This is a genomic window from Sinorhizobium fredii (assembly GCF_002944405.1).
Classification (GTDB): Bacteria; Pseudomonadota; Alphaproteobacteria; order Rhizobiales; family Rhizobiaceae; genus Sinorhizobium; species Sinorhizobium fredii_C.
The window spans coordinates 2,812,471-2,829,483 of record NZ_CP024307.1 but is presented as its reverse complement, the minus strand read 5'-3'; the positions used below and the strand labels follow the sequence as shown (position 1 = coordinate 2,829,483).

Genomic DNA, 17,013 nt, shown 5'->3' with positions numbered 1-17,013 from the left:
TCTCGATCCTGTTCAGGCTACGGCGCTCGCCAGCGGCGCGTCCGCAGCGAAAGCCCGGTTGATCGATTCGGCGCTATCGCGTCCCATCGCCACGGCGGAAACCGTCAGGTCCTCGCCGCCGAGCACACAGTCGCCGCCCGCCCAGACCCTGGCGAACGAGGTGCGGCCTTCTGCATCGACGACGATGCGTCCGCTCTCCATCTGCAAGGCACCGAGGCCGGAGGCCTGAAAACTCTGGCCGATTGCCTTGAAGATCTGCTCGGCGGCAATAATACCCGTTTCCCCGGTCGTCGTCAGCTTGCCTTCCTCAAGGGCCGTGTATTCGAGTTCGATGCCGGCGACCTTGCCGTCCTTCACGGCGATGCGCTTCGGCTGCAGCCAGTGGCGGATGGTGACGCCCTTGGATGCCGCGAGATCCTGCTCGAACTCGGAGGCGTTCATGTGCTCCTTGCCGCGGCGATAGCAGATCGTCACTTCCTCGGCGCCAAGCAGCTTCGCCTGGACGGCAGCATCGATCGCGGTCATGCCGCCGCCGAGCACCACGACGCGGCGGCCGACCGGAACGTCGGCCTTGGTCTTCGACTGACGGAGTGCGGCGATGAAGTCGACGGCATCCTCCACGCCTTCGGCGTTCTCGCCCTCGATCCGCAGTGCGTTGACGCCGGCGAGGCCGAGGCCGAGGAAGACGGCGTCATATTGCTCGGTGAGGTCGGCCAGGGAGAAATCGCGGCCGAGGGCCTCGCCGTGTCGCACCTCGATGCCGCCGATCGACAGGACGTAATCGACTTCCCTCTGGGCGAAATCGTCCACCGTCTTGTAGGCGGCGATGCCGTATTCGTTGAGGCCGCCGGATTTCTCACGCGCATCGTAGATCACCACGTCGTGGCCCTTGACGGCCAGTCGGTGGGCGCAGGCCAGGCCCGCCGGCCCTGCGCCGACGACGGCGATGCGGCGTCCCGTTGCGGCCGCGCGCGCATAGAATTGCTTGTTCTCCTTCATGGCGACATCGGTCGCGTAGCGCTGCAGGCGGCCGATCTCGACCGGCCGCTCCTCCGCCGTGTTACGTACGCAGGCCTGTTCGCAGAGTGTTTCGGTGGGACAGACGCGGGCGCACATGCCGCCGAGGATGTTCTGGTCGAAGATCGTCTTGGCCGAGCCGATCGGATTGCCTGTCGATATCTGCCGGATGAACAGCGGGATATCTATGGAGGTGGGACAGGCCGTCATGCACGGCGCGTCATGACAGAAGTAACAGCGGTCAGAAGCAACCAGCGCCTCGTGCCTGTCGAGCGGCGGATGCAGATCGGAGAAATTGGTTTCGTACTCCGCGAGCGGCAGCCGCCCGTAGAGAATCCCAGATTGCGTCGTTCCCATTTTTAGCTCCCAATGTATTCTCAGGATGGGGAACGGTAACACGCTTTATTTTTTTATCAAACGGTAAAATTTTGGGTGCGCTTTCCGCGAATTCCCGGTGTTGCGGGCGTTTTTGCCGGCAGCGACACGTTACGCCTTTGTTTGACAGTACACGGCAAATAATGGCAGCAAATCGGGGGAAGGAGACTCGCTGGCGATGGCGCGCAGGGCGGAGAGCAACAACAGGCTGGACGATGCGGCCCGGGCGGGCTGGCTCTACTACGTGGCCGGCCGGACGCAGGACGAGATCGCGTCGATCATGGGGATTTCGCGCCAGTCGGCGCAGCGCCTCGTGTCGCTCGCCATGGCCGAACGGCTGATCAAGGTGCGGCTCGATCATCCGATCGCCGCCTGCCTCGAAGCAGCGGCGCGGCTCAAGGAGAAATACGAGTTGCGGCATGTCGATGTCGTGCCGAGCGATCCCGGATCCAATTCGACGACCGTAGGGATCGCTGAAGCCGGGGCGGCAGAAATCGAGCGCTGGCTGAAATCAACCGAGCCGGTCGTGCTTGCGATCGGCACCGGCCGGACGCTGAAGGCGACGATCGACCAGTTGCCGTCGATGGAATGTCCGCAGCACCGCATCGTCTCCCTCACCGGCAATATCCGCCTCGACGGTTCGGCCGCCTATTACAACGTCATCTTCAGCATGGCCGACACCATCAATGCGCGGCATTTCCCGATGCCCTTGCCGGTGCTCGTCTCGTCGGCCGAGGAGCGCGAAGTGCTGCACAAGCAGAGCCTCGTCAGAATGGCTCTGGAGCTTGGCGCCGAGGCCGATGCCGCCTTTGTCGGGGTCGGCGAGCTCGGGCCGGATGCCCCGCTTTGTGCGGATGGGTTTCTGGCGCGCGACGAGATGGAGCGGCTGACGGCGGCGGGTGCCGCCGGCGAGATCTGCGGCTGGATGTTCGATCATCACGGTGAATTGCTCACCGGCAGCATCAACGAGCGCGTGGCCTCCGTGCCGCTGCCGCCGCGCGAGCGGGCCGCGGTGATCGGCATCGCCAAGGGCAAGCGAAAATACGGAGCCCTGGGAGCGGCTCTCAAGGGACGGATCATCAACGGCCTCATCACCGACGAGACAACTGCCGAGTACCTGCTAGGCGATTGAGTCTACTTCCGGGGAGCAGTCCGGCAGCGGCGTTTTACCGAATGGGCTGCGTCCTCCCGGCCCATCACCACAAAAAGTCCTCAACAAAAATGAACTCTTAGCGCGTTGGCTATTTGGCGGCGGCGAATGCGCATTGACTTTTTTTGCCAATGGGTGAGTAATTGCCCAGGAGCAAAGCAAATGCTCAATTTCTTCTGGGAGGAAGTCGATGAATTTGAGAACTTTCCTGCTGGGCACGTGCTCGGCAGTCGCTTTGGCAGGCCTGGCCCAAGCAGAGACCCTGACCATCGCGACCGTGAACAACGGCGATATGATCCGGATGCAGAAGCTGACGGACGCGTTCACGTCGAAAAACCCGGACATTCAGCTCGAGTGGGTGACGCTCGAGGAAAACGTGCTGCGCCAGCGCGTCACGACCGACATCGCCACCAAGGGTGGCCAGTACGACATCATGACGATCGGCACCTACGAAGTGCCGATCTGGGCCAAGCAGGGCTGGCTCCTGCCGCTCGACAACCTCGGTGCCGACTACGACGTCGACGACCTCTTGCCGGCGATCCGCAGCGGTCTGACCATCGACGGCAAGCTCTATGCCGCGCCGTTCTACGGCGAGAGCTCGATGGTCATGTACCGCAAGGACCTGTTCGAGAAGGCCGGCCTCACCATGCCTGAGGCGCCGACCTGGGAGTTCATCGCGGACGCGGCGCGCAAGATCACCGACAAGAACAATGAGATCTACGGCATCTGCCTGCGCGGCAAGGCGGGCTGGGGCGAGAACATGGCCTTCCTTACGGCGACGGCCAACGCCTTCGGAGCGCGCTGGTTCGACGAGAACTGGAAGCCGCAGTTCGACCAGCCGGAGTGGAAGAACGCGCTCGACTTCTACGTCAAGCTGATGAACGATGCCGGCCCGCCCGGCGCCTCCTCCAACGGCTTCAACGAAAACCTGTCGCTGTTCCAGACCGGTAAATGCGGCATGTGGATCGACGCCACGGTGGCGGCCTCCTTCGTGACCAACCCGCACGAGTCGACGGTCGCCGACAAGGTCGGCTTTGCGCTCGCCCCGGATACCGGCCTCGGCAAGCGCGGCAACTGGCTCTGGGCCTGGAACCTTGCCGTCCCGGCGGGTTCGCAGAAGGCGGAAGCGGCGCAGAAGTTCATCGCCTGGGCAACCGGCAAGGACTATCTGAAGCTTGTCGCCGAGAAGGAAGGCTGGGCGAACGTGCCTCCCGGCACCCGCACCTCCCTCTACGAGAACCCGGAATACCAGAAGGCGGCGCCGTTTGCGAAAATGACGCTCGACTCGATCAACGCCGCCGACCCGAAGAACCCGGCAGTGAAGCCAGTGCCCTATGTCGGCGTGCAGTTCGTGGCGATCCCGGAATTCCAGGGTCTTGGCACGGCGGTCGGCCAGGTGTTCTCGGCCGCGCTCGCCGGCCAGATGAGCGTCGATCAGGCGCTCGCCAGCGCGCAGCAGCTGACCACACGCGAGATGACCAAGGCCGGCTACATCAAGTGAGGCTCCCAAGGGGCCGGGGCGCCGTTCGGAAACGGCCGGCGCCCCGGCCACCTCCAGAGCGGGACGAGGGAGGGGCGAACCCCGCCTTCACCCGCGTCCCGCTCTGTCTTTTTTGCCGATGGGCGCGCGTTCGGCAGGCACGATGCGCCTGCCTCTTCTTGGAACACCGTTGAGACCACATGGGGGACGCCATGGCGACCTTGCATACCCGCTCCGCCGCGCGGCTGATGATCGCACCGTCGGTGCTTCTGCTCCTGGCCTGGATGATCGTGCCGCTGGCGCTGACGATCTACTTCTCGCTCCTGCGCTACAATCTGCTGATGCCGGGAATGGAGGAGTTCGCAGGCCTCACCAATTACACCTATTTTCTGACCGATCCAGCCTTTTTCCAGGCGGTCTTCAACACGCTCGCAATCGTGCTCGGCGTGCTCTTCATCACCGTCGTCGGCGGCATCGCCCTGGCGCTGCTGCTCGACCAGCCGATGTTCGGGCAGGGGATCGTGCGGATCCTGGTGATCGCGCCTTTCCTGATCATGCCGACGGTCGCGGCGCTCGTCTGGAAGAACATGTTCATGAACCCGGTCAACGGGCTCTTCGCCTGGCTTGCCAAGCTCGTCGGCCTGCAGCCGTTCGATTTTCTCGCCAATGCGCCGCTCTTCTCGATCATCCTGATCGTCGCCTGGCAATGGCTGCCCTTCGCGACGCTCATTCTGCTGACGGCGCTGCAGTCGCTCGGCGAGGAGCAGAAGGAGGCAGCGCAGATGGACGGCGCCGGCGCTTGGAGCCGGTTCATCTATCTCGTCCTGCCGCATCTTTCGCGCGCGATCACCGTCGTCATCCTGATCCAGACGATCTTCCTGCTTTCGGTCTTCGCCGAAATCCTCGTCACCACCAATGGCGGCCCCGGCACGCAGAGCACCAATCTCACCTTCCTGGTCTATGCCCAGGCGCTGCTGCAGTTCGACGTGGGCGGCGCGTCCGCCGGCGGCATCATCGCGGTCATTCTCGCCAATATCGTCGCATTCTTCCTGATGCGCATGATCGGCAAGACGCTGGAGGCTTGATATCATGGCACGCAATGTCTCGACCCAGCGCAAACTGGTCACCACGGCCCTGGCCTGGACGGTCGGCATCCTGATCTTCTTCCCGATCCTCTGGACCTTCCTGACGAGCTTCAAGACGGAGGCGCAGGCGATCGCCTCGCCGCCCGCCTTCCTGTTCTTCGATTGGACGACCGAGAACTATTTCGAGGTGCAGAGCCGCTCGGACTACTTCAAGCACTTCATGAACTCGGTGGTGGTCTCTTTCGGCTCGACGCTGCTCGGCCTGGTGATCGCCATTCCTTCGGCCTGGGCCATGGCCTTCGCACCGACCAAGCGAACCAAGGACGTCCTGATGTGGATGCTCTCCACCAAGATGATGCCGCCGGTCGGCGTGCTGGTGCCTATGTATCTGATCTTCCGCAACACGGGGCTGCTCGACACCCGCACCGGGCTGGTGATGGTGCTGACGCTCATCAACCTGCCGATCATCATCTGGATGCTCTACACCTATTTCAAGGAAATCCCGGGCGAGATCCTCGAAGCGGCGCGCATGGATGGCGCTTCGCTTGCCAAGGAGATCATCTATGTGCTGACGCCGATGGCGATACCGGGCATTGCCTCGACGCTGCTCCTGAACATCATCCTCGCCTGGAACGAGGCGTTCTGGACCTTGAATCTCAGTGCCGCCAAAGCGGCGCCGCTCACCGCCTTCATCGCCTCCTATTCGAGCCCTGAAGGCCTGTTCTACGCGAAGCTGTCGGCGGCCTCGACGATGGCGATCGCCCCCATCCTCATTCTCGGCTGGTTCTCGCAGAAGCAGCTTGTGCGCGGCCTCACCTTCGGCGCGGTCAAATAAGGGTCAGACTCATGGGAAGCATCACACTCAAGAACGTCTCGAAGGTCTTCGGCGCCCATGCCGTGATCCCGTCGATCGACCTCGACATCAATGACGGCGAGTTCGTCGTCTTCGTCGGCCCTTCGGGCTGCGGCAAGTCGACGCTTCTGCGGCTGATTGCCGGCCTCGAGGATGTCAGCGACGGCGCCATCGTCATCGACGGCAAGAACGCCACCGAATTGCCGCCGGCCAAGCGCGGCCTGTCGATGGTGTTCCAGTCCTACGCGCTCTATCCGCATATGAGCGTCCGCGCCAACATCGCCTTCCCTTTGAAGATGGCGGGCGAGGACAAAGCGGTGATCGACAAGAAGGTGGCCGACGCCGCCCGCGTTTTGAACCTCACCGACTATCTCGACCGCAAGCCGCGCCAGCTCTCCGGCGGCCAGCGCCAGCGCGTGGCGATCGGCCGGGCGATCGTGCGCCAGCCGGAGGCCTTCCTGTTCGACGAGCCGCTTTCGAACCTCGACGCGGCGCTGCGCGTCAACATGCGGCTCGAGATCAGCCAGCTGCACCAGCAACTGAAGACGACGATGATCTACGTGACCCACGACCAGGTGGAGGCCATGACGATGGCCGACAAGATCGTCGTCTTGAACCGCGGCCGCATCGAGCAGGTCGGCTCGCCGCTCGAACTCTACCACCGGCCCGACAATCTTTTTGTCGCCGGCTTCATCGGCTCGCCGAAGATGAATTTCATTTCCGGCGGCCCGGCGGCCAGCCATCAGGCCCATACGATCGGTGTCCGCCCGGAGCACTTGGTGCTGTCGAAGGACCACGGCACATGGCAGGGCACGGTCGGCGTGGCCGAGCATCTCGGCTCCGATACCTTCCTGCATGTGAACGCCGACGGCATCGGCACGATGACGGCGCGCGTCAGCGGCGATTTTGCCGTCACGCATGGCGACCGGGTCTTCCTGACGCCGGACCCGCAGCGCCTGCACAGATTCGATGAAAAAGGGCTGGCAATTCGATGAAACGTCTTGAAGGAAAAAGCGCGCTGATCACCGGATCGGCGCGGGGAATAGGCCGCGCCTTCGCGGAGGCCTATGTGCGCGAAGGCGCCACCGTGGCGATCGCCGATATCAATGTCGAGCGCGCAAGACAGACGGCCTCGGAGATCGGACCGGCGGCCTACGCGGTGGAGATGGATGTCACCCGGCAGGATTCGATCGATGCGGCGATCGCCACGGTCGTCCGCCAGGCCGGCGGTCTCGACATCCTGGTCAACAATGCCGCGCTCTTCGACCTTGCGCCGATCGTCGAGATCACGCGCGCAAGCTATGAGCGGCTTTTCTCGATCAACGTCGCCGGCACGCTCTTCACGCTGCAGGCGGCGGCGAAGCAGATGATCGGGCAGGGGCGGGGCGGCAAGATCATCAATATGGCAAGCCAGGCGGGGCGGCGGGGTGAGGCGCTGGTCGCGGTCTACTGCGCGACCAAGGCGGCGGTCATCAGCCTCACCCAATCCGCCGGCCTCGATCTCATCAAGCACCGCATCAATGTGAACGCCATCGCTCCGGGCGTCGTCGAGGGCGAGCATTGGGATGGTGTCGACGCGCTCTTCGCGAAGTACGAGAACCGGCCTCTCGGCGAGAAGAAGCGTCTGGTGGGCGAGGCCGTTCCCTATGGGCGCATGGGCACAGCCGAGGACTTGACCGGCATGGCAATCTTTCTCGCTTCTTCCGAAAGCGACTACGTGGTGGCGCAGACCTACAACGTCGACGGCGGCCAATGGATGAGCTGAGGCTTCGTCCAAGGACGGGTGCTCGAAAGGAACGATAGAATGACGACCAAACTCTCGCTTGCCGCACTCGACGTCATCAGGGCCAAGGCCGGCGTCCCGAACTATGACCGGCACGATCTGCGCGCCGGGATCGTCCATTTCGGCGTCGGAAACTTCCATCGCGCCCATCAGGCCGTCTACCTCGACGATCTCTTCAATCTTGGGCGCGACCACGATTGGGCGATCATCGGTGCCGGCGTCCTGCCGTCGGACGAGGTCATGCGCGCCAAGCTCGAGGCGCAGGATTTTCTGACCACGGTGGTCGAGCAGGACAACAACCGCACCGGCGCGCATGTGACCGGCGCGATGATCGCCTATCTGAAACCGGGCGATATTCCGGCCATCGTCGCGCAACTGGCCAGTCCGCACATTCGCATCGTTTCGCTGACGATCACCGAGGGCGGCTACTTCATCGACCCGGCCTCGGGCGAGTTCAATCCTGGGCACCCGGCGATCGCCGAGGACGCTCGCAACCCGGCAACGCCGAAGACGGTGTTCGGGCTCATCCTGGCCGGCCTTGCCGAGCGCAGGGCGCGCGGCGTTCCGCCTTTCACCGTCATGTCCTGCGACAATATTCCCGGCAATGGCGAAGTTACCCATGCGGCCGTGTCCGGCCTCGCCCGCCTGTCGGATCCGGCGTTCGCCGACTGGATCGACGCCAATGTCGCCTTCCCGAACGGCATGGTCGACCGGATCACGCCGGCGACGGGCCCGCGCGAGATCGGCATCGTCGCCTCTGACTACGGCATCGACGATGCCTGGCCGGTTTTTTGCGAAGAGTTCAAGCAATGGGTGCTGGAGGACAATTTCCCGCAAGGCCGCCCGGCGCTCGAAGAGGTTGGGGTGCAGTTCGTCCCGGATGTCGCACCCTATGAGCACATGAAGATCCGCATCCTCAACGGCGGCCACGCGGCAATCGCCTATCCGGCGGCGCTGCTCGACATTCATTTCGTCCACGACGCGATGGAGGAGCCGCTGATCCGCGCCTTCCTGGCGAAGCTCGAGCACGAGGAGATCATCCCGGTCATTCCGCCGGTACCGGATACGGACCTGAGGGACTATTGCAAGCTGATCGAAACACGGTTCGCCAATCCGAAGATCGGCGACACGGTCGCCCGACTGGCACAGGACGGCTCGAACCGGCAGCCGAAATTCATCCTGCCGTCGACGGCCGATCGCCTGCGGCGCGGCGAGGACGTGGTGGGCCTGTCTCTTGTCTCCGCACTCTGGTGCCGTTATTTCGCCGGCACGTCCGACAGCGGCAAGGCGATCGTCTTCAACGACGCCAACGCCGATCGTTTGCAGGCGGCAGCGCTTGCGGCGAAGGACGATCCGATGGCCTTCCTCGCGCTTTCCGATATTTTCGGCGATGTCGCCCACTCTGATCTTTTCCGCCGCCGCTTTGCCCATGCCTTGAAAACACTTTGGGAAAAGGGTACGCGCGCCACGCTGCAACTTTATCTGGACGATAAACTCGGAGAATAGCGCGATGGCGGGGCACGCCTCCAGACTGGTCATCTTCGACTGCGACGGCGTGCTTGTGGACAGCGAACCGATCTCGCTCAGCGTGCTGGTGGATTCATTGGCGACCGCCGGCGTTTCGATGTCAACGGAGGAGGCGAGCGAGCGCTTCCTAGGCCGCAGCCTCCAGAGCATGTCGGCAATCCTTCATGACGACTACGGCCTTGCGACCGACCACGCATTTCTCGAAGCGATGCGGACGCGGCTCTATGCGCGTTTCCGCCAGGAGTTGAGGCCGATTCCCGGCATACGTGAGGCCGTCGAGCAGCTGGACGCGGCCTGCTGCGTCGCCTCTTCAAGCCAGCCGGAGCGCATTCGTCTGTCGCTGAGCGTGACCGGCCTTGCCGACCTTTTCGAGCCGCATATCTTCAGCGCCACCATGGTGACGCACGGCAAGCCGGCGCCGGACCTGTTCCTGCATGCGAGTGCTGAAATGGGCTACGCGCCGGCCGATTGCATCGTCGTCGAGGACAGTGCGGCTGGCATCGAGGCGGCCAAGGCGGCGGGCATGCGGGTCTTTGCGTTTGCGGGCGCCAGCCACGCCCGCAGCGAGCGGCATCGGCAGCTGCTCGCCGGTCTCGGGCCGGACCTCCTGTTTGACGACATGGGCGAATTGGTACAGTTTGTCCGTCAATAGGCAGGGCAGGGTGGAGCGGCCCGGCGCGCTCTTCAGGCACACTGAAAATCCATCATCATCTCGGGACGGGGTCATCCATTGATGCGCGAATATGTCGTGGCGGTCGATATAGGAACCGGCAGTGCGCGCGCTGGCATCTTCGACAGGAAGGGTGCGCTTCTTGCGCGTGCCGACCGGGCCATTGCCATGAACCGGCCCGAGGAGAACCATGCCGAGCACGATTCCGAGGATATCTGGGCGGCCGTCGGCGAAGCGGTGCGGGCGGCGCGCGAAAGGGCGGGTATAGGCGCCGAGAGCGTTGCGGCAATCGGCTTCGATGCCACCTGCTCGCTGGTGGTCCGCGACCGTGACGGCGCTCCGCTTTCGGTCAATCGGCGGGGCGAGCCACGCTGGGACACGATCGTCTGGCTCGACCACCGGGCGCTTGCGGAGGCGGATTTCTGTACGGCGACCAGGCATCCGGTGCTCGATCATTCGGGCCGGGTGATGTCGCCGGAAATGGAGATGCCGAAGCTGATGTGGCTGAAGAAAAATCTGCCGCATCAATGGGAGAGGGCAGGCTATTTCTTCGACCTGGCGGATTATATGTCCTGGCGGGCAACGGGAAACACGGCGCGGTCGCGCTGCACGCTCACGGCTAAATGGAACTATCTCGCGCACAAGGAACGCGGCTGGCAGCAGGACTATCTCGAGCGGATCGGTCTCGAAGACCTTCTGACGCGCGGCGGCCTGCCCGCGGAGACGCTGCCGGTGGAGCGCGCCGTGGGGAAACTGACGCCGACCGCGGCCGCCGACCTCGGCCTCGATACCGAATGCCGGGTCGCGCCGGGCTTAATCGACGCCTATGCCGGCGCGCTCGGTGTGCTCGGAGGATTCGCCGGCGATACGGCGAAGCTCGAGCGCCAGCTGGCGCTGATCGCCGGCACGTCTAGCTGCATCGTCGCCTTCTCGAAGGAGATGAAGCCGGGTTACGGCATGTGGGGGCCCTATTTCGAGGCGGTGCTGCCCGGCCTCTGGCTTATCGAGGGCGGCCAATCGGCGACGGGCGCGCTGCTCGACCATGTCGTCCGGCTGCATGGCGGCGGGCTGGAGCCGACGACCGAAACCCACAAGAAGATCATCGAGCGCGTCCAGGAACTGCGCGCCGAGCATGGCCACGGCTTCGCCGACCGGCTGCACGTTCTTCCTGATTTCCACGGCAATCGCTCGCCGCTTGCCGATCCGCATGCGCTCGGCGTGATTAGCGGCTTGGCGCTCGATTCCTCTTTCGACGCGCTTTGCCGCCTCTATTGGCGGACCTGCGTCGCCATCGCGCTCGGCATCCGCCACATTCTCGAGATGATGAAGGAGGCGGGCTACGACCTCGATACGCTGCACGTCACCGGCGGCCACGTGCGCAATCCGCTACTGATGGAGCTTTACTCCGACGCGACCGGCTGCCGGGTGGTCGTGCCCGACGCGCCGGATGCCGTTCTGCTCGGGACGGCCATGGCCGCGGCCGTGGCCGGCAACCTCTATCCCGACCTTGCGCATGCGGGGGATGCCATGGCCTCGGGCGGACAGGAGAGGCGTCCGAATCCGGCCCTGCAGGATTTCTACGACCGCGACTATCGCCGCTTGCTGGCGCTCTATCGCCACCGCGCCGAACTGGAATCGATCGAATAGCTGAATCTTCGCTTATCGCGGAACCTTTTTCTCGCTCGCGGATTATTGCGTATAGCCGAGCGGTGACGCACATCGCCCCCAATGTGACGTCGGAGGCATACCGCCGGTTGCCAACTCACATCCCCCTCAGTGAGTTGCATAACCTCAGCCAGTGCCCTTCCCTCGGCACTGGCTGTTTTGCTTCTGAATTCCGGATTTCCAAATGAGCCCTGCCTCGTGTGAGGCCGCCCAGATACGCGGACGCCCTGCCGAAGTTTGCTCCGGCACGGCGTCTGTTTCAGCGAGGAATTGACCCTAAGCGGCCGCCTTGGTCGATTCATTGAAGAACAGTGCCTGGCTGATCAGCGCCTTGACCATTTCGGGGTTGAAAGGCTTCGTCACAAGAAATGTCGGTTCGGGCCTTTCGCCGGTCAGCAGCCGCTCGGGGAAAGCGGTAATGAAAATCACCGGCACGGCACTGGTCTTGAGGATTTCGTTGACCGCGTCGATGCCGGAACTGCCGTCGGCGAGCTGGATATCGGCGAGCACCATTCCCGGTTCGGCCGTCTTGAAGAGAGCGATGGCTTCGTCCTTGGTCCGCGCGATGCCTGTTACGCGATGGCCGAGACTCTCGACCATCTGCTCGATATCAATGGCGATCAGCGGCTCGTCCTCGATGATCATGATGTCGGTCGCCACCTGGCGCGAAATCTCCTGCGAGGCGCGGTCGAGCAGAGAGGTGAGCTTGGCGGTGTCGACGTCGAGAACTTCCGCGGCCTCCTGGGGCGTAAAGCCCTCGACCGAGACGAGGAGGAACGCCTGGCGGGCGACCGGCGACACGGCCCCAAGATTGACGGAGGCGCGCTGCTCCCAGGCAAACGGCGAGACGGGTTCCGGGACGAGCACCGACGAGGAGCCGAAGAGCGAGGTGAAGAGGCGAAACAGCGCGACTCTGTCGCTGCTGGCCTCGGGGAAAATGGAAGTGTCGGCGATCAGCGCTTCGAGCACCGCTGCGACATAGGCGTCCCCGGATGTCTGAGATCCGGTCAAAGCGCGCGAATAGCGGCGCAGATAGGGAAGAAATGGCGCGATGCGGGTGGACAATGTCATGCAGGACTCCCTCAATCCGTGTCTTTTGATCTTTGTTCCGCTGCGGAAACGTGCCGAGGAAAAAAAGGTTCCGGAGTGGAACATTTCATTTTTTCGTCGCGTTATGGGGCAGGCGAAGTTTCTAGGGCGGCAGTCATACGATGAGATATAATTCAGGGGCAGGGCGGACGGTGAGCATGCGTCCGAAGTCTGACGATCCGAATGCGCAGATCGCGGCGAAGCTCAAAGCGCTTTATCTTTCGGTACAGGAGGAGGGAATTCCGGCTCGCTTCCTCGACCTTCTGGAAAAACTTGAGGCCGTGGAACAACGATCCATGCTGGATGGCAAGGAGTGAGCGCCGGAATGTCGGAAAATCAAGAGTTCAAGCGTGAGATGCTTGCGGCGCTGCCGAGCCTCCGCGCTTTCGCCATGTCGCTGATCGGCCGCCACGACCGGGCCGACGATCTCGTGCAGGACACCATCATGAAGGCTTGGGCCAAGCAGGACCACTTCGAGATGGGCACCAACATGAAAGCCTGGCTCTTCACCATCCTGCGCAACGAACTCTATAGCCAGATGCGCAAGCGCGGCCGTGAGATCCAGGATAGCGACGGTCATTTCACGGAAACGCTGGCGCACCATCCGGAGCAATACGGATCGCTCGACCTGCAGGATTTCCGCCGCGCCCTCGACCAATTGCCGCCGGACCAGCGCGAGGCGATCATTCTCGTCGGCGCTTCTGGCTTCTCTTACGAAGAGGCCGCGACGATATGCGGTTGCGCGCTCGGCACGATCAAGAGCCGCGTCAACCGTGCACGCCAGCGCCTCCAGGAGATCCTCCAGATCAAGGGCGAGAACGACTATGGGCCGGACGAGACCTCGGCGCCCATTACTTCGCGTGCCTTCGTGTCCTGACAGACCCTCATCGCCCTCGGCACTTCCTTCCTTATTTCTGCTTTGCTATGCGCGTTTACTCGAAGCAAGGATTGCGGCAGCCTCTGGAATTGTCGCATAATTCCCAATCGGTCTTGCCGGCGGGAGCGGGATTGGAGTTCGGGCCGAATGCACGAGAGGGCAGACGCAATGCTTCCCGCAGTGGCTGACACGCTTGGTTCGCGCGAGCGGCTCAGTGTCCTGCATGCGGCCGCACCGGACATGACGGTCGCCGACAGCGACTTCGAACCGCTGGCCAGGCTCGCCGCCAGTCTGTTCGACGCGCCGATCGCCCTTGTCACGCTCGTCGATCACGAATGGGAATGGTTTAAGGCGGCTGTCGGGACGACGGAAACTCGGGCGCGCACCGAGGAGTCCTTCTGCGCCCATGCGATCGGCGACCGTGGCCCGTTTCTCGTGCTCGACGCGTCGGCCCACCCGGTCTTGCGGCACAATCGAAAGGTCGCGCAAGCACCTTTCTTGCGTTTCTATGCAGGCGCTCCGATCGTTCTCGGAGGGCAGGCGGTGGGCACCGTCTGCGTGCTGGATGGAACACCCCGCGCCGAAATCGCGGCGAAACAGCTCGATGCGTTGCAGGAAATCGCCGACGCGGCTGCGTCGCTCCTCAAGTTGAAGGACGAGGCGCGTCGGCGTGCGCTGAAGGAGGCCGCGCTATCGCGCGAAGAACAGCGGCTCGCCATGGCGCTCGACGCCGCCAATGTCGGCAGCTGGCTCTGGGATATCCGCTCCGGAACCGTGGCGGGCAACGGTGCGATGATGCGCATGTTCGGCCTGCCGCCGGAACGGACCCTGACCGCCAAGGCGGTCTTCGGCGCGATCCATCCGGACGACCGAGGTGCAACCTTCTCGAAGCTCAGGCAGGCGATGGCCGCCAACGAGGAATATGACGGCATGTTCCGGATTCGGGCGAACGGGCGCTGGCTGCTCGGCCGAGGCCGGGTGCACGATCGCGACAGCAGAGGTATGGCGCTGACCTTTCTCGGCATGACCATCGACGTCTCCGAACAGCAGGCGTCCGTGCAGCGGACGAGGCTGCTGCTGAAGGAATTGAACCACCGGGTCAAGAACACGCTGGCAATGCTGCAATCGCTGGCGCGCCAGACCCTTCGTCAGACGAGTGACCCGGCCGAGTTCATGACCGCCTTCGCGGGCCGGCTACAGGCGATCTCCGAGGCGCATGGGCTGCTTTCGGACTACGAATGGGGGACGATCCGCCTTGCGGAGCTGATTTCCAAGCAGCTGAAACCCTATGTCAGCGACTATGCCGAGCAGGTGGAGATCCACAAGGACGAAGTCCTGCTCGGACCGGACCAGGCGGTTGGTCTCGGCCTGGTGCTGCACGAGCTGGCGACCAATGCCGTTAAATACGGGTCGCTCTCGGTACCAAAAGGCAAGATCGTGCTGACGGCGCGCAGCGTCGTCGAGGAAGGCAGTGCCGTGCTGCATTTGACCTGGACGGAAGTCGGCGGACCGCCGGTCCGGGAACCGCGCCGGCGCGGCTTCGGCTCGCTGCTGATCGAGCGGAGCCTCGACAAGATTATCGGCAGTTCCGTAAAGGTCGAGTATCTGCCGGCCGGCGTTACCGCGCTGATCCGCCTGCCGCTCTGAGATAACCGTTGGGCGCGCCGGAAATCAACGGCGGTCGCTGCGCCGCCGCCCTTTGCCGAGCCCCAGCAGGAGTCCTACGGCGATCGCCGTACCGACGCCGATCAGCGGCTGCTTACGCAGGATGCTGGTCGCCGCGGCAAGTGCCAGGTTCGTCTGAAGCAAGGAGCGGCGACGCCGTTCGTCGACGAGACGCCGGTCGCGTGCGTTTCGTACAGCCATGAGCGCGACAATCATCAGGGCGACTGCCAGAAGCGCCACGGCGATCGCCACAGAGGCGATGATTGGCGAATAATACTCGGCGAGAACGAGTGCGATCGCCACGAGGGCGAAAACATAGGCGGTGACGAAAAGCACCGCGACGATCCCCCATAGAGCCGCATTGCGCTTGAAGCGCGAGGCCGCGGCACCGAAATCGACTGCAAGCAAGGCGGTGAGAACGGCGCCTAGGGACTGCATGCCATTGTCTCCCCTTCACAACACGCCGAAAGCGCCGAAGCCCGCTAGCGGCGCAGAAGGGCTGCAGCGATCAGGCCGATTGCCGCTGCGGCGCCGAGCGTGGCGAGCGGATGTTCGCGCACCGCGCGGCGGACCTGTTTTTCCGTGTCCGCATAGCGGCCGCGCAGATCCGACAGCAGCTCCTCACCGCTCTCCAGCAGGTCCTGCAACTCCGATTCGGCTTGCTTGCGGGTGCTGCGCGCTTTAGCTTTGGCTTCTCGCGAGGCCGCCACACCCCGATCGGCGATCAGCGCCATCAGTTGCGCAACGTCTTCCCGAAGATCATGAAGCTGGTCCTCGATCGATGTATCGACCGCACCGCCGTTGCGCTTCCTGCTGCCTGAACCTGAAAAGAGACCCGTGGCCATCCTGTCGCTCCCTTCGCTTCGCTGCGATGCCGGCTGAAGGCCGGCGCATTCTCGGCGGCGCACCGGACGTGGCACGCCGGGGATCAACGCATGAGGGAGGAATTTGTTTCGATAAATCTTGACGTTGCTCTCAGCGCCGAGGTCAAAGCGATGCCGTTTGCGGCAGAACGAAGGGGACATCGCGTGCCGGCGCGATGCCGACCCGCATCCGGCATCCGAAGACCGCTTCCATGGTCTCGTCGGTGAGGACCTCCTTCGGGGCGCCGAGGGCGCGGATGCGGCCGGCCTTCATCATCACCATCTGGTCGGCAAACATTGCGGTCAGGTTGAGGTCGTGCATCACCGCGATGACGCCGCCGCCGCCCTCGCAGAATTGGCGCGCCAGCTGCATGATGGTCAGCTGGTGGCGGATGTCGAGGCTCGAGACCGGCTCGTCGAGCAGGAGGTAACGAGGCTCGCCGTCGCCGACCGGCGCGGCGATCTGGCAAAGCACGCGGGCAAGCTGGACGCGCTGCTGCTCGCCGCCCGAAAGCTCCTCGTAAAGGCGGCCGGAAAAGCCGGCGAGGTCGACGGCTTCCAGCGCCTCATCGACGGTGCGGCCACTGCCGGCGATATCGGCACCGCCGGTTGACAGACCCAGACCAACGATCTCCCGGACCGTGAACGGAAAGGAGATGACCGTCGATTGCGGCAGGACGCCTCTTTTCAGGGCGAGTTCAAAGGGCTTCAGCTGGGCGATGTCATGATTGTTGATGGTCACCTTGCCCTTGGACAGGTGCAGCTCGCCGGAGATCGCCTTCAAGGTCGTCGTCTTGCCGGAGCCGTTCGGACCGACGATCGCCGTCATTCTCCCCGGAACGGCTTCGAACGAGACGCCGTGGAGCACGGGCCGGCCGGCGAGGCGGGCGGAGAGATCGGAGGCGCGGATCATC

General features: G+C 63.7%; 17 protein-coding genes. 12 read left to right on the top strand and 5 right to left on the bottom strand.

Annotated features, from left to right (window positions below):
• Window positions 1-12: 12 nt before the first annotated feature.
• Window positions 13-1,374 carry an NAD(P)-dependent oxidoreductase gene (locus tag NXT3_RS13915; protein WP_097537953.1) on the bottom strand — a complete coding sequence of 454 codons (1,362 nt, stop codon included), beginning with the start codon at window positions 1,372-1,374 and terminating at the stop codon, window positions 13-15.
• Window positions 1,375-1,570: 196 nt separating this feature from the next.
• Between NXT3_RS13915 and NXT3_RS13910 the strand changes: the two genes are divergently transcribed.
• From NXT3_RS13910 to NXT3_RS13870, 9 genes are all read left to right on the top strand, one after another.
• Window positions 1,571-2,524 (top strand): sugar-binding transcriptional regulator, encoded by a 954-nt coding sequence (locus NXT3_RS13910; protein ID WP_097525158.1) that lies wholly within the window; start codon window positions 1,571-1,573, stop codon window positions 2,522-2,524.
• 208 nt (window positions 2,525-2,732) lie between these two features.
• Window positions 2,733-4,043 carry an ABC transporter substrate-binding protein gene (locus NXT3_RS13905; protein ID WP_037414644.1) on the top strand — a complete coding sequence of 437 codons (1,311 nt, stop codon included), beginning with the start codon at window positions 2,733-2,735 and terminating at the stop codon, window positions 4,041-4,043.
• A gap of 191 nt (window positions 4,044-4,234) precedes the next feature.
• Window positions 4,235-5,107: a carbohydrate ABC transporter permease gene (locus tag NXT3_RS13900; RefSeq protein ID WP_104840003.1), complete on the top strand. Its 873-nt coding sequence runs from the start codon at window positions 4,235-4,237 to the stop codon at window positions 5,105-5,107.
• A gap of 4 nt (window positions 5,108-5,111) precedes the next feature.
• Complete coding sequence (locus NXT3_RS13895; RefSeq protein WP_037414645.1) at window positions 5,112-5,942, top strand: carbohydrate ABC transporter permease; 831 nt, start codon at window positions 5,112-5,114, stop codon at window positions 5,940-5,942.
• Between the two features lie 11 nt (window positions 5,943-5,953).
• Window positions 5,954-6,955, top strand: a complete 1,002-nt coding sequence (locus NXT3_RS13890) for an ABC transporter ATP-binding protein (RefSeq protein WP_037414647.1) — start codon at window positions 5,954-5,956, stop codon at window positions 6,953-6,955.
• Window positions 6,952-7,725, top strand: a complete 774-nt coding sequence (locus NXT3_RS13885; RefSeq protein ID WP_097525159.1) for an L-iditol 2-dehydrogenase — start codon at window positions 6,952-6,954, stop codon at window positions 7,723-7,725. Before NXT3_RS13890 ends, NXT3_RS13885 begins: the two co-directional genes overlap by 4 nt.
• A gap of 39 nt (window positions 7,726-7,764) precedes the next feature.
• Window positions 7,765-9,249 carry a mannitol dehydrogenase family protein gene (locus tag NXT3_RS13880; protein ID WP_097525160.1) on the top strand — a complete coding sequence of 495 codons (1,485 nt, stop codon included), beginning with the start codon at window positions 7,765-7,767 and terminating at the stop codon, window positions 9,247-9,249.
• 4 nt (window positions 9,250-9,253) lie between these two features.
• Complete coding sequence (locus NXT3_RS13875) at window positions 9,254-9,922, top strand: HAD family hydrolase (protein ID WP_097525161.1); 669 nt, start codon at window positions 9,254-9,256, stop codon at window positions 9,920-9,922.
• 81 nt (window positions 9,923-10,003) lie between these two features.
• The gene (locus NXT3_RS13870) at window positions 10,004-11,587 is read left to right on the top strand and encodes an FGGY-family carbohydrate kinase (RefSeq protein ID WP_104839528.1); all 1,584 of its coding nucleotides are present in this window, start codon (window positions 10,004-10,006) and stop codon (window positions 11,585-11,587) included.
• 294 nt (window positions 11,588-11,881) lie between these two features.
• Here NXT3_RS13870 and NXT3_RS13865 read toward each other — a convergent pair whose 3' ends face one another.
• Window positions 11,882-12,676: a response regulator gene (locus tag NXT3_RS13865; RefSeq protein WP_037414659.1), complete on the bottom strand. Its 795-nt coding sequence runs from the start codon at window positions 12,674-12,676 to the stop codon at window positions 11,882-11,884.
• A 176-nt stretch (window positions 12,677-12,852) separates the two neighbouring features.
• Between NXT3_RS13865 and rsiA1 the strand changes: the two genes are divergently transcribed.
• The 3 genes from rsiA1 to NXT3_RS13850 all read left to right on the top strand — a co-directional run bounded on the left by rsiA1 (window position 12,853) and on the right by NXT3_RS13850 (window position 15,218).
• Window positions 12,853-13,011 (top strand): NepR family anti-sigma factor, encoded by a 159-nt coding sequence (gene rsiA1 / locus NXT3_RS13860; protein WP_234819725.1) that lies wholly within the window; start codon window positions 12,853-12,855, stop codon window positions 13,009-13,011.
• 8 nt (window positions 13,012-13,019) lie between these two features.
• Window positions 13,020-13,571, top strand: a complete 552-nt coding sequence (locus tag NXT3_RS13855) for an RNA polymerase sigma factor (RefSeq protein ID WP_037387615.1) — start codon at window positions 13,020-13,022, stop codon at window positions 13,569-13,571.
• Window positions 13,572-13,718: 147 nt separating this feature from the next.
• Window positions 13,719-15,218, top strand: a complete 1,500-nt coding sequence (locus NXT3_RS13850) for a sensor histidine kinase (protein WP_037414663.1) — start codon at window positions 13,719-13,721, stop codon at window positions 15,216-15,218.
• Between the two features lie 24 nt (window positions 15,219-15,242).
• Here NXT3_RS13850 and NXT3_RS13845 read toward each other — a convergent pair whose 3' ends face one another.
• From NXT3_RS13845 to NXT3_RS13835, 3 genes are all read right to left on the bottom strand, one after another.
• On the bottom strand, window positions 15,243-15,674 hold the full coding sequence (locus tag NXT3_RS13845) for a hypothetical protein (RefSeq protein ID WP_104839527.1): 432 nt from the start codon (window positions 15,672-15,674) through the stop codon (window positions 15,243-15,245).
• A gap of 44 nt (window positions 15,675-15,718) precedes the next feature.
• The gene (locus NXT3_RS13840; RefSeq protein ID WP_097537956.1) at window positions 15,719-16,081 is read right to left on the bottom strand and encodes a glycine zipper domain-containing protein; all 363 of its coding nucleotides are present in this window, start codon (window positions 16,079-16,081) and stop codon (window positions 15,719-15,721) included.
• Window positions 16,082-16,223: 142 nt separating this feature from the next.
• Complete coding sequence (locus NXT3_RS13835; RefSeq protein WP_097525166.1) at window positions 16,224-17,012, bottom strand: heme ABC transporter ATP-binding protein; 789 nt, start codon at window positions 17,010-17,012, stop codon at window positions 16,224-16,226.
• Window position 17,013 lies beyond the last annotated feature (1 nt).

What these genes read in the sequence shown, in the direction of transcription:
- NXT3_RS13850 (WP_037414663.1), top strand. Translation starts at nt 13,719, where the DNA reads ATGCACGAGAGGGCAGACGCAATGCTTCCCGCAGTGGCTGACACGCTT.
- NXT3_RS13895 (WP_037414645.1), top strand. Translation starts at nt 5,112, where the DNA reads ATGGCACGCAATGTCTCGACCCAGCGCAAACTGGTCACCACGGCCCTG.
- rsiA1 (WP_234819725.1), top strand. Translation starts at nt 12,853, where the DNA reads ATGCGTCCGAAGTCTGACGATCCGAATGCGCAGATCGCGGCGAAGCTC.
- NXT3_RS13855 (WP_037387615.1), top strand. Translation starts at nt 13,020, where the DNA reads ATGTCGGAAAATCAAGAGTTCAAGCGTGAGATGCTTGCGGCGCTGCCG.
- NXT3_RS13905 (WP_037414644.1), top strand. Translation starts at nt 2,733, where the DNA reads ATGAATTTGAGAACTTTCCTGCTGGGCACGTGCTCGGCAGTCGCTTTG.
- NXT3_RS13900 (WP_104840003.1), top strand. Translation starts at nt 4,235, where the DNA reads ATGGCGACCTTGCATACCCGCTCCGCCGCGCGGCTGATGATCGCACCG.
- NXT3_RS13870 (WP_104839528.1), top strand. Translation starts at nt 10,004, where the DNA reads ATGCGCGAATATGTCGTGGCGGTCGATATAGGAACCGGCAGTGCGCGC.
- NXT3_RS13885 (WP_097525159.1), top strand. Translation starts at nt 6,952, where the DNA reads ATGAAACGTCTTGAAGGAAAAAGCGCGCTGATCACCGGATCGGCGCGG.
- NXT3_RS13845 (WP_104839527.1), bottom strand. Translation starts at nt 15,674, where the DNA reads ATGCAGTCCCTAGGCGCCGTTCTCACCGCCTTGCTTGCAGTCGATTTC.
- NXT3_RS13880 (WP_097525160.1), top strand. Translation starts at nt 7,765, where the DNA reads ATGACGACCAAACTCTCGCTTGCCGCACTCGACGTCATCAGGGCCAAG.
- NXT3_RS13865 (WP_037414659.1), bottom strand. Translation starts at nt 12,676, where the DNA reads ATGACATTGTCCACCCGCATCGCGCCATTTCTTCCCTATCTGCGCCGC.
- NXT3_RS13915 (WP_097537953.1), bottom strand. Translation starts at nt 1,374, where the DNA reads ATGGGAACGACGCAATCTGGGATTCTCTACGGGCGGCTGCCGCTCGCG.
- NXT3_RS13835 (WP_097525166.1), bottom strand. Translation starts at nt 17,012, where the DNA reads ATGATCCGCGCCTCCGATCTCTCCGCCCGCCTCGCCGGCCGGCCCGTG.
- NXT3_RS13910 (WP_097525158.1), top strand. Translation starts at nt 1,571, where the DNA reads ATGGCGCGCAGGGCGGAGAGCAACAACAGGCTGGACGATGCGGCCCGG.
- NXT3_RS13840 (WP_097537956.1), bottom strand. Translation starts at nt 16,081, where the DNA reads ATGGCCACGGGTCTCTTTTCAGGTTCAGGCAGCAGGAAGCGCAACGGC.
- NXT3_RS13890 (WP_037414647.1), top strand. Translation starts at nt 5,954, where the DNA reads ATGGGAAGCATCACACTCAAGAACGTCTCGAAGGTCTTCGGCGCCCAT.
- NXT3_RS13875 (WP_097525161.1), top strand. Translation starts at nt 9,254, where the DNA reads ATGGCGGGGCACGCCTCCAGACTGGTCATCTTCGACTGCGACGGCGTG.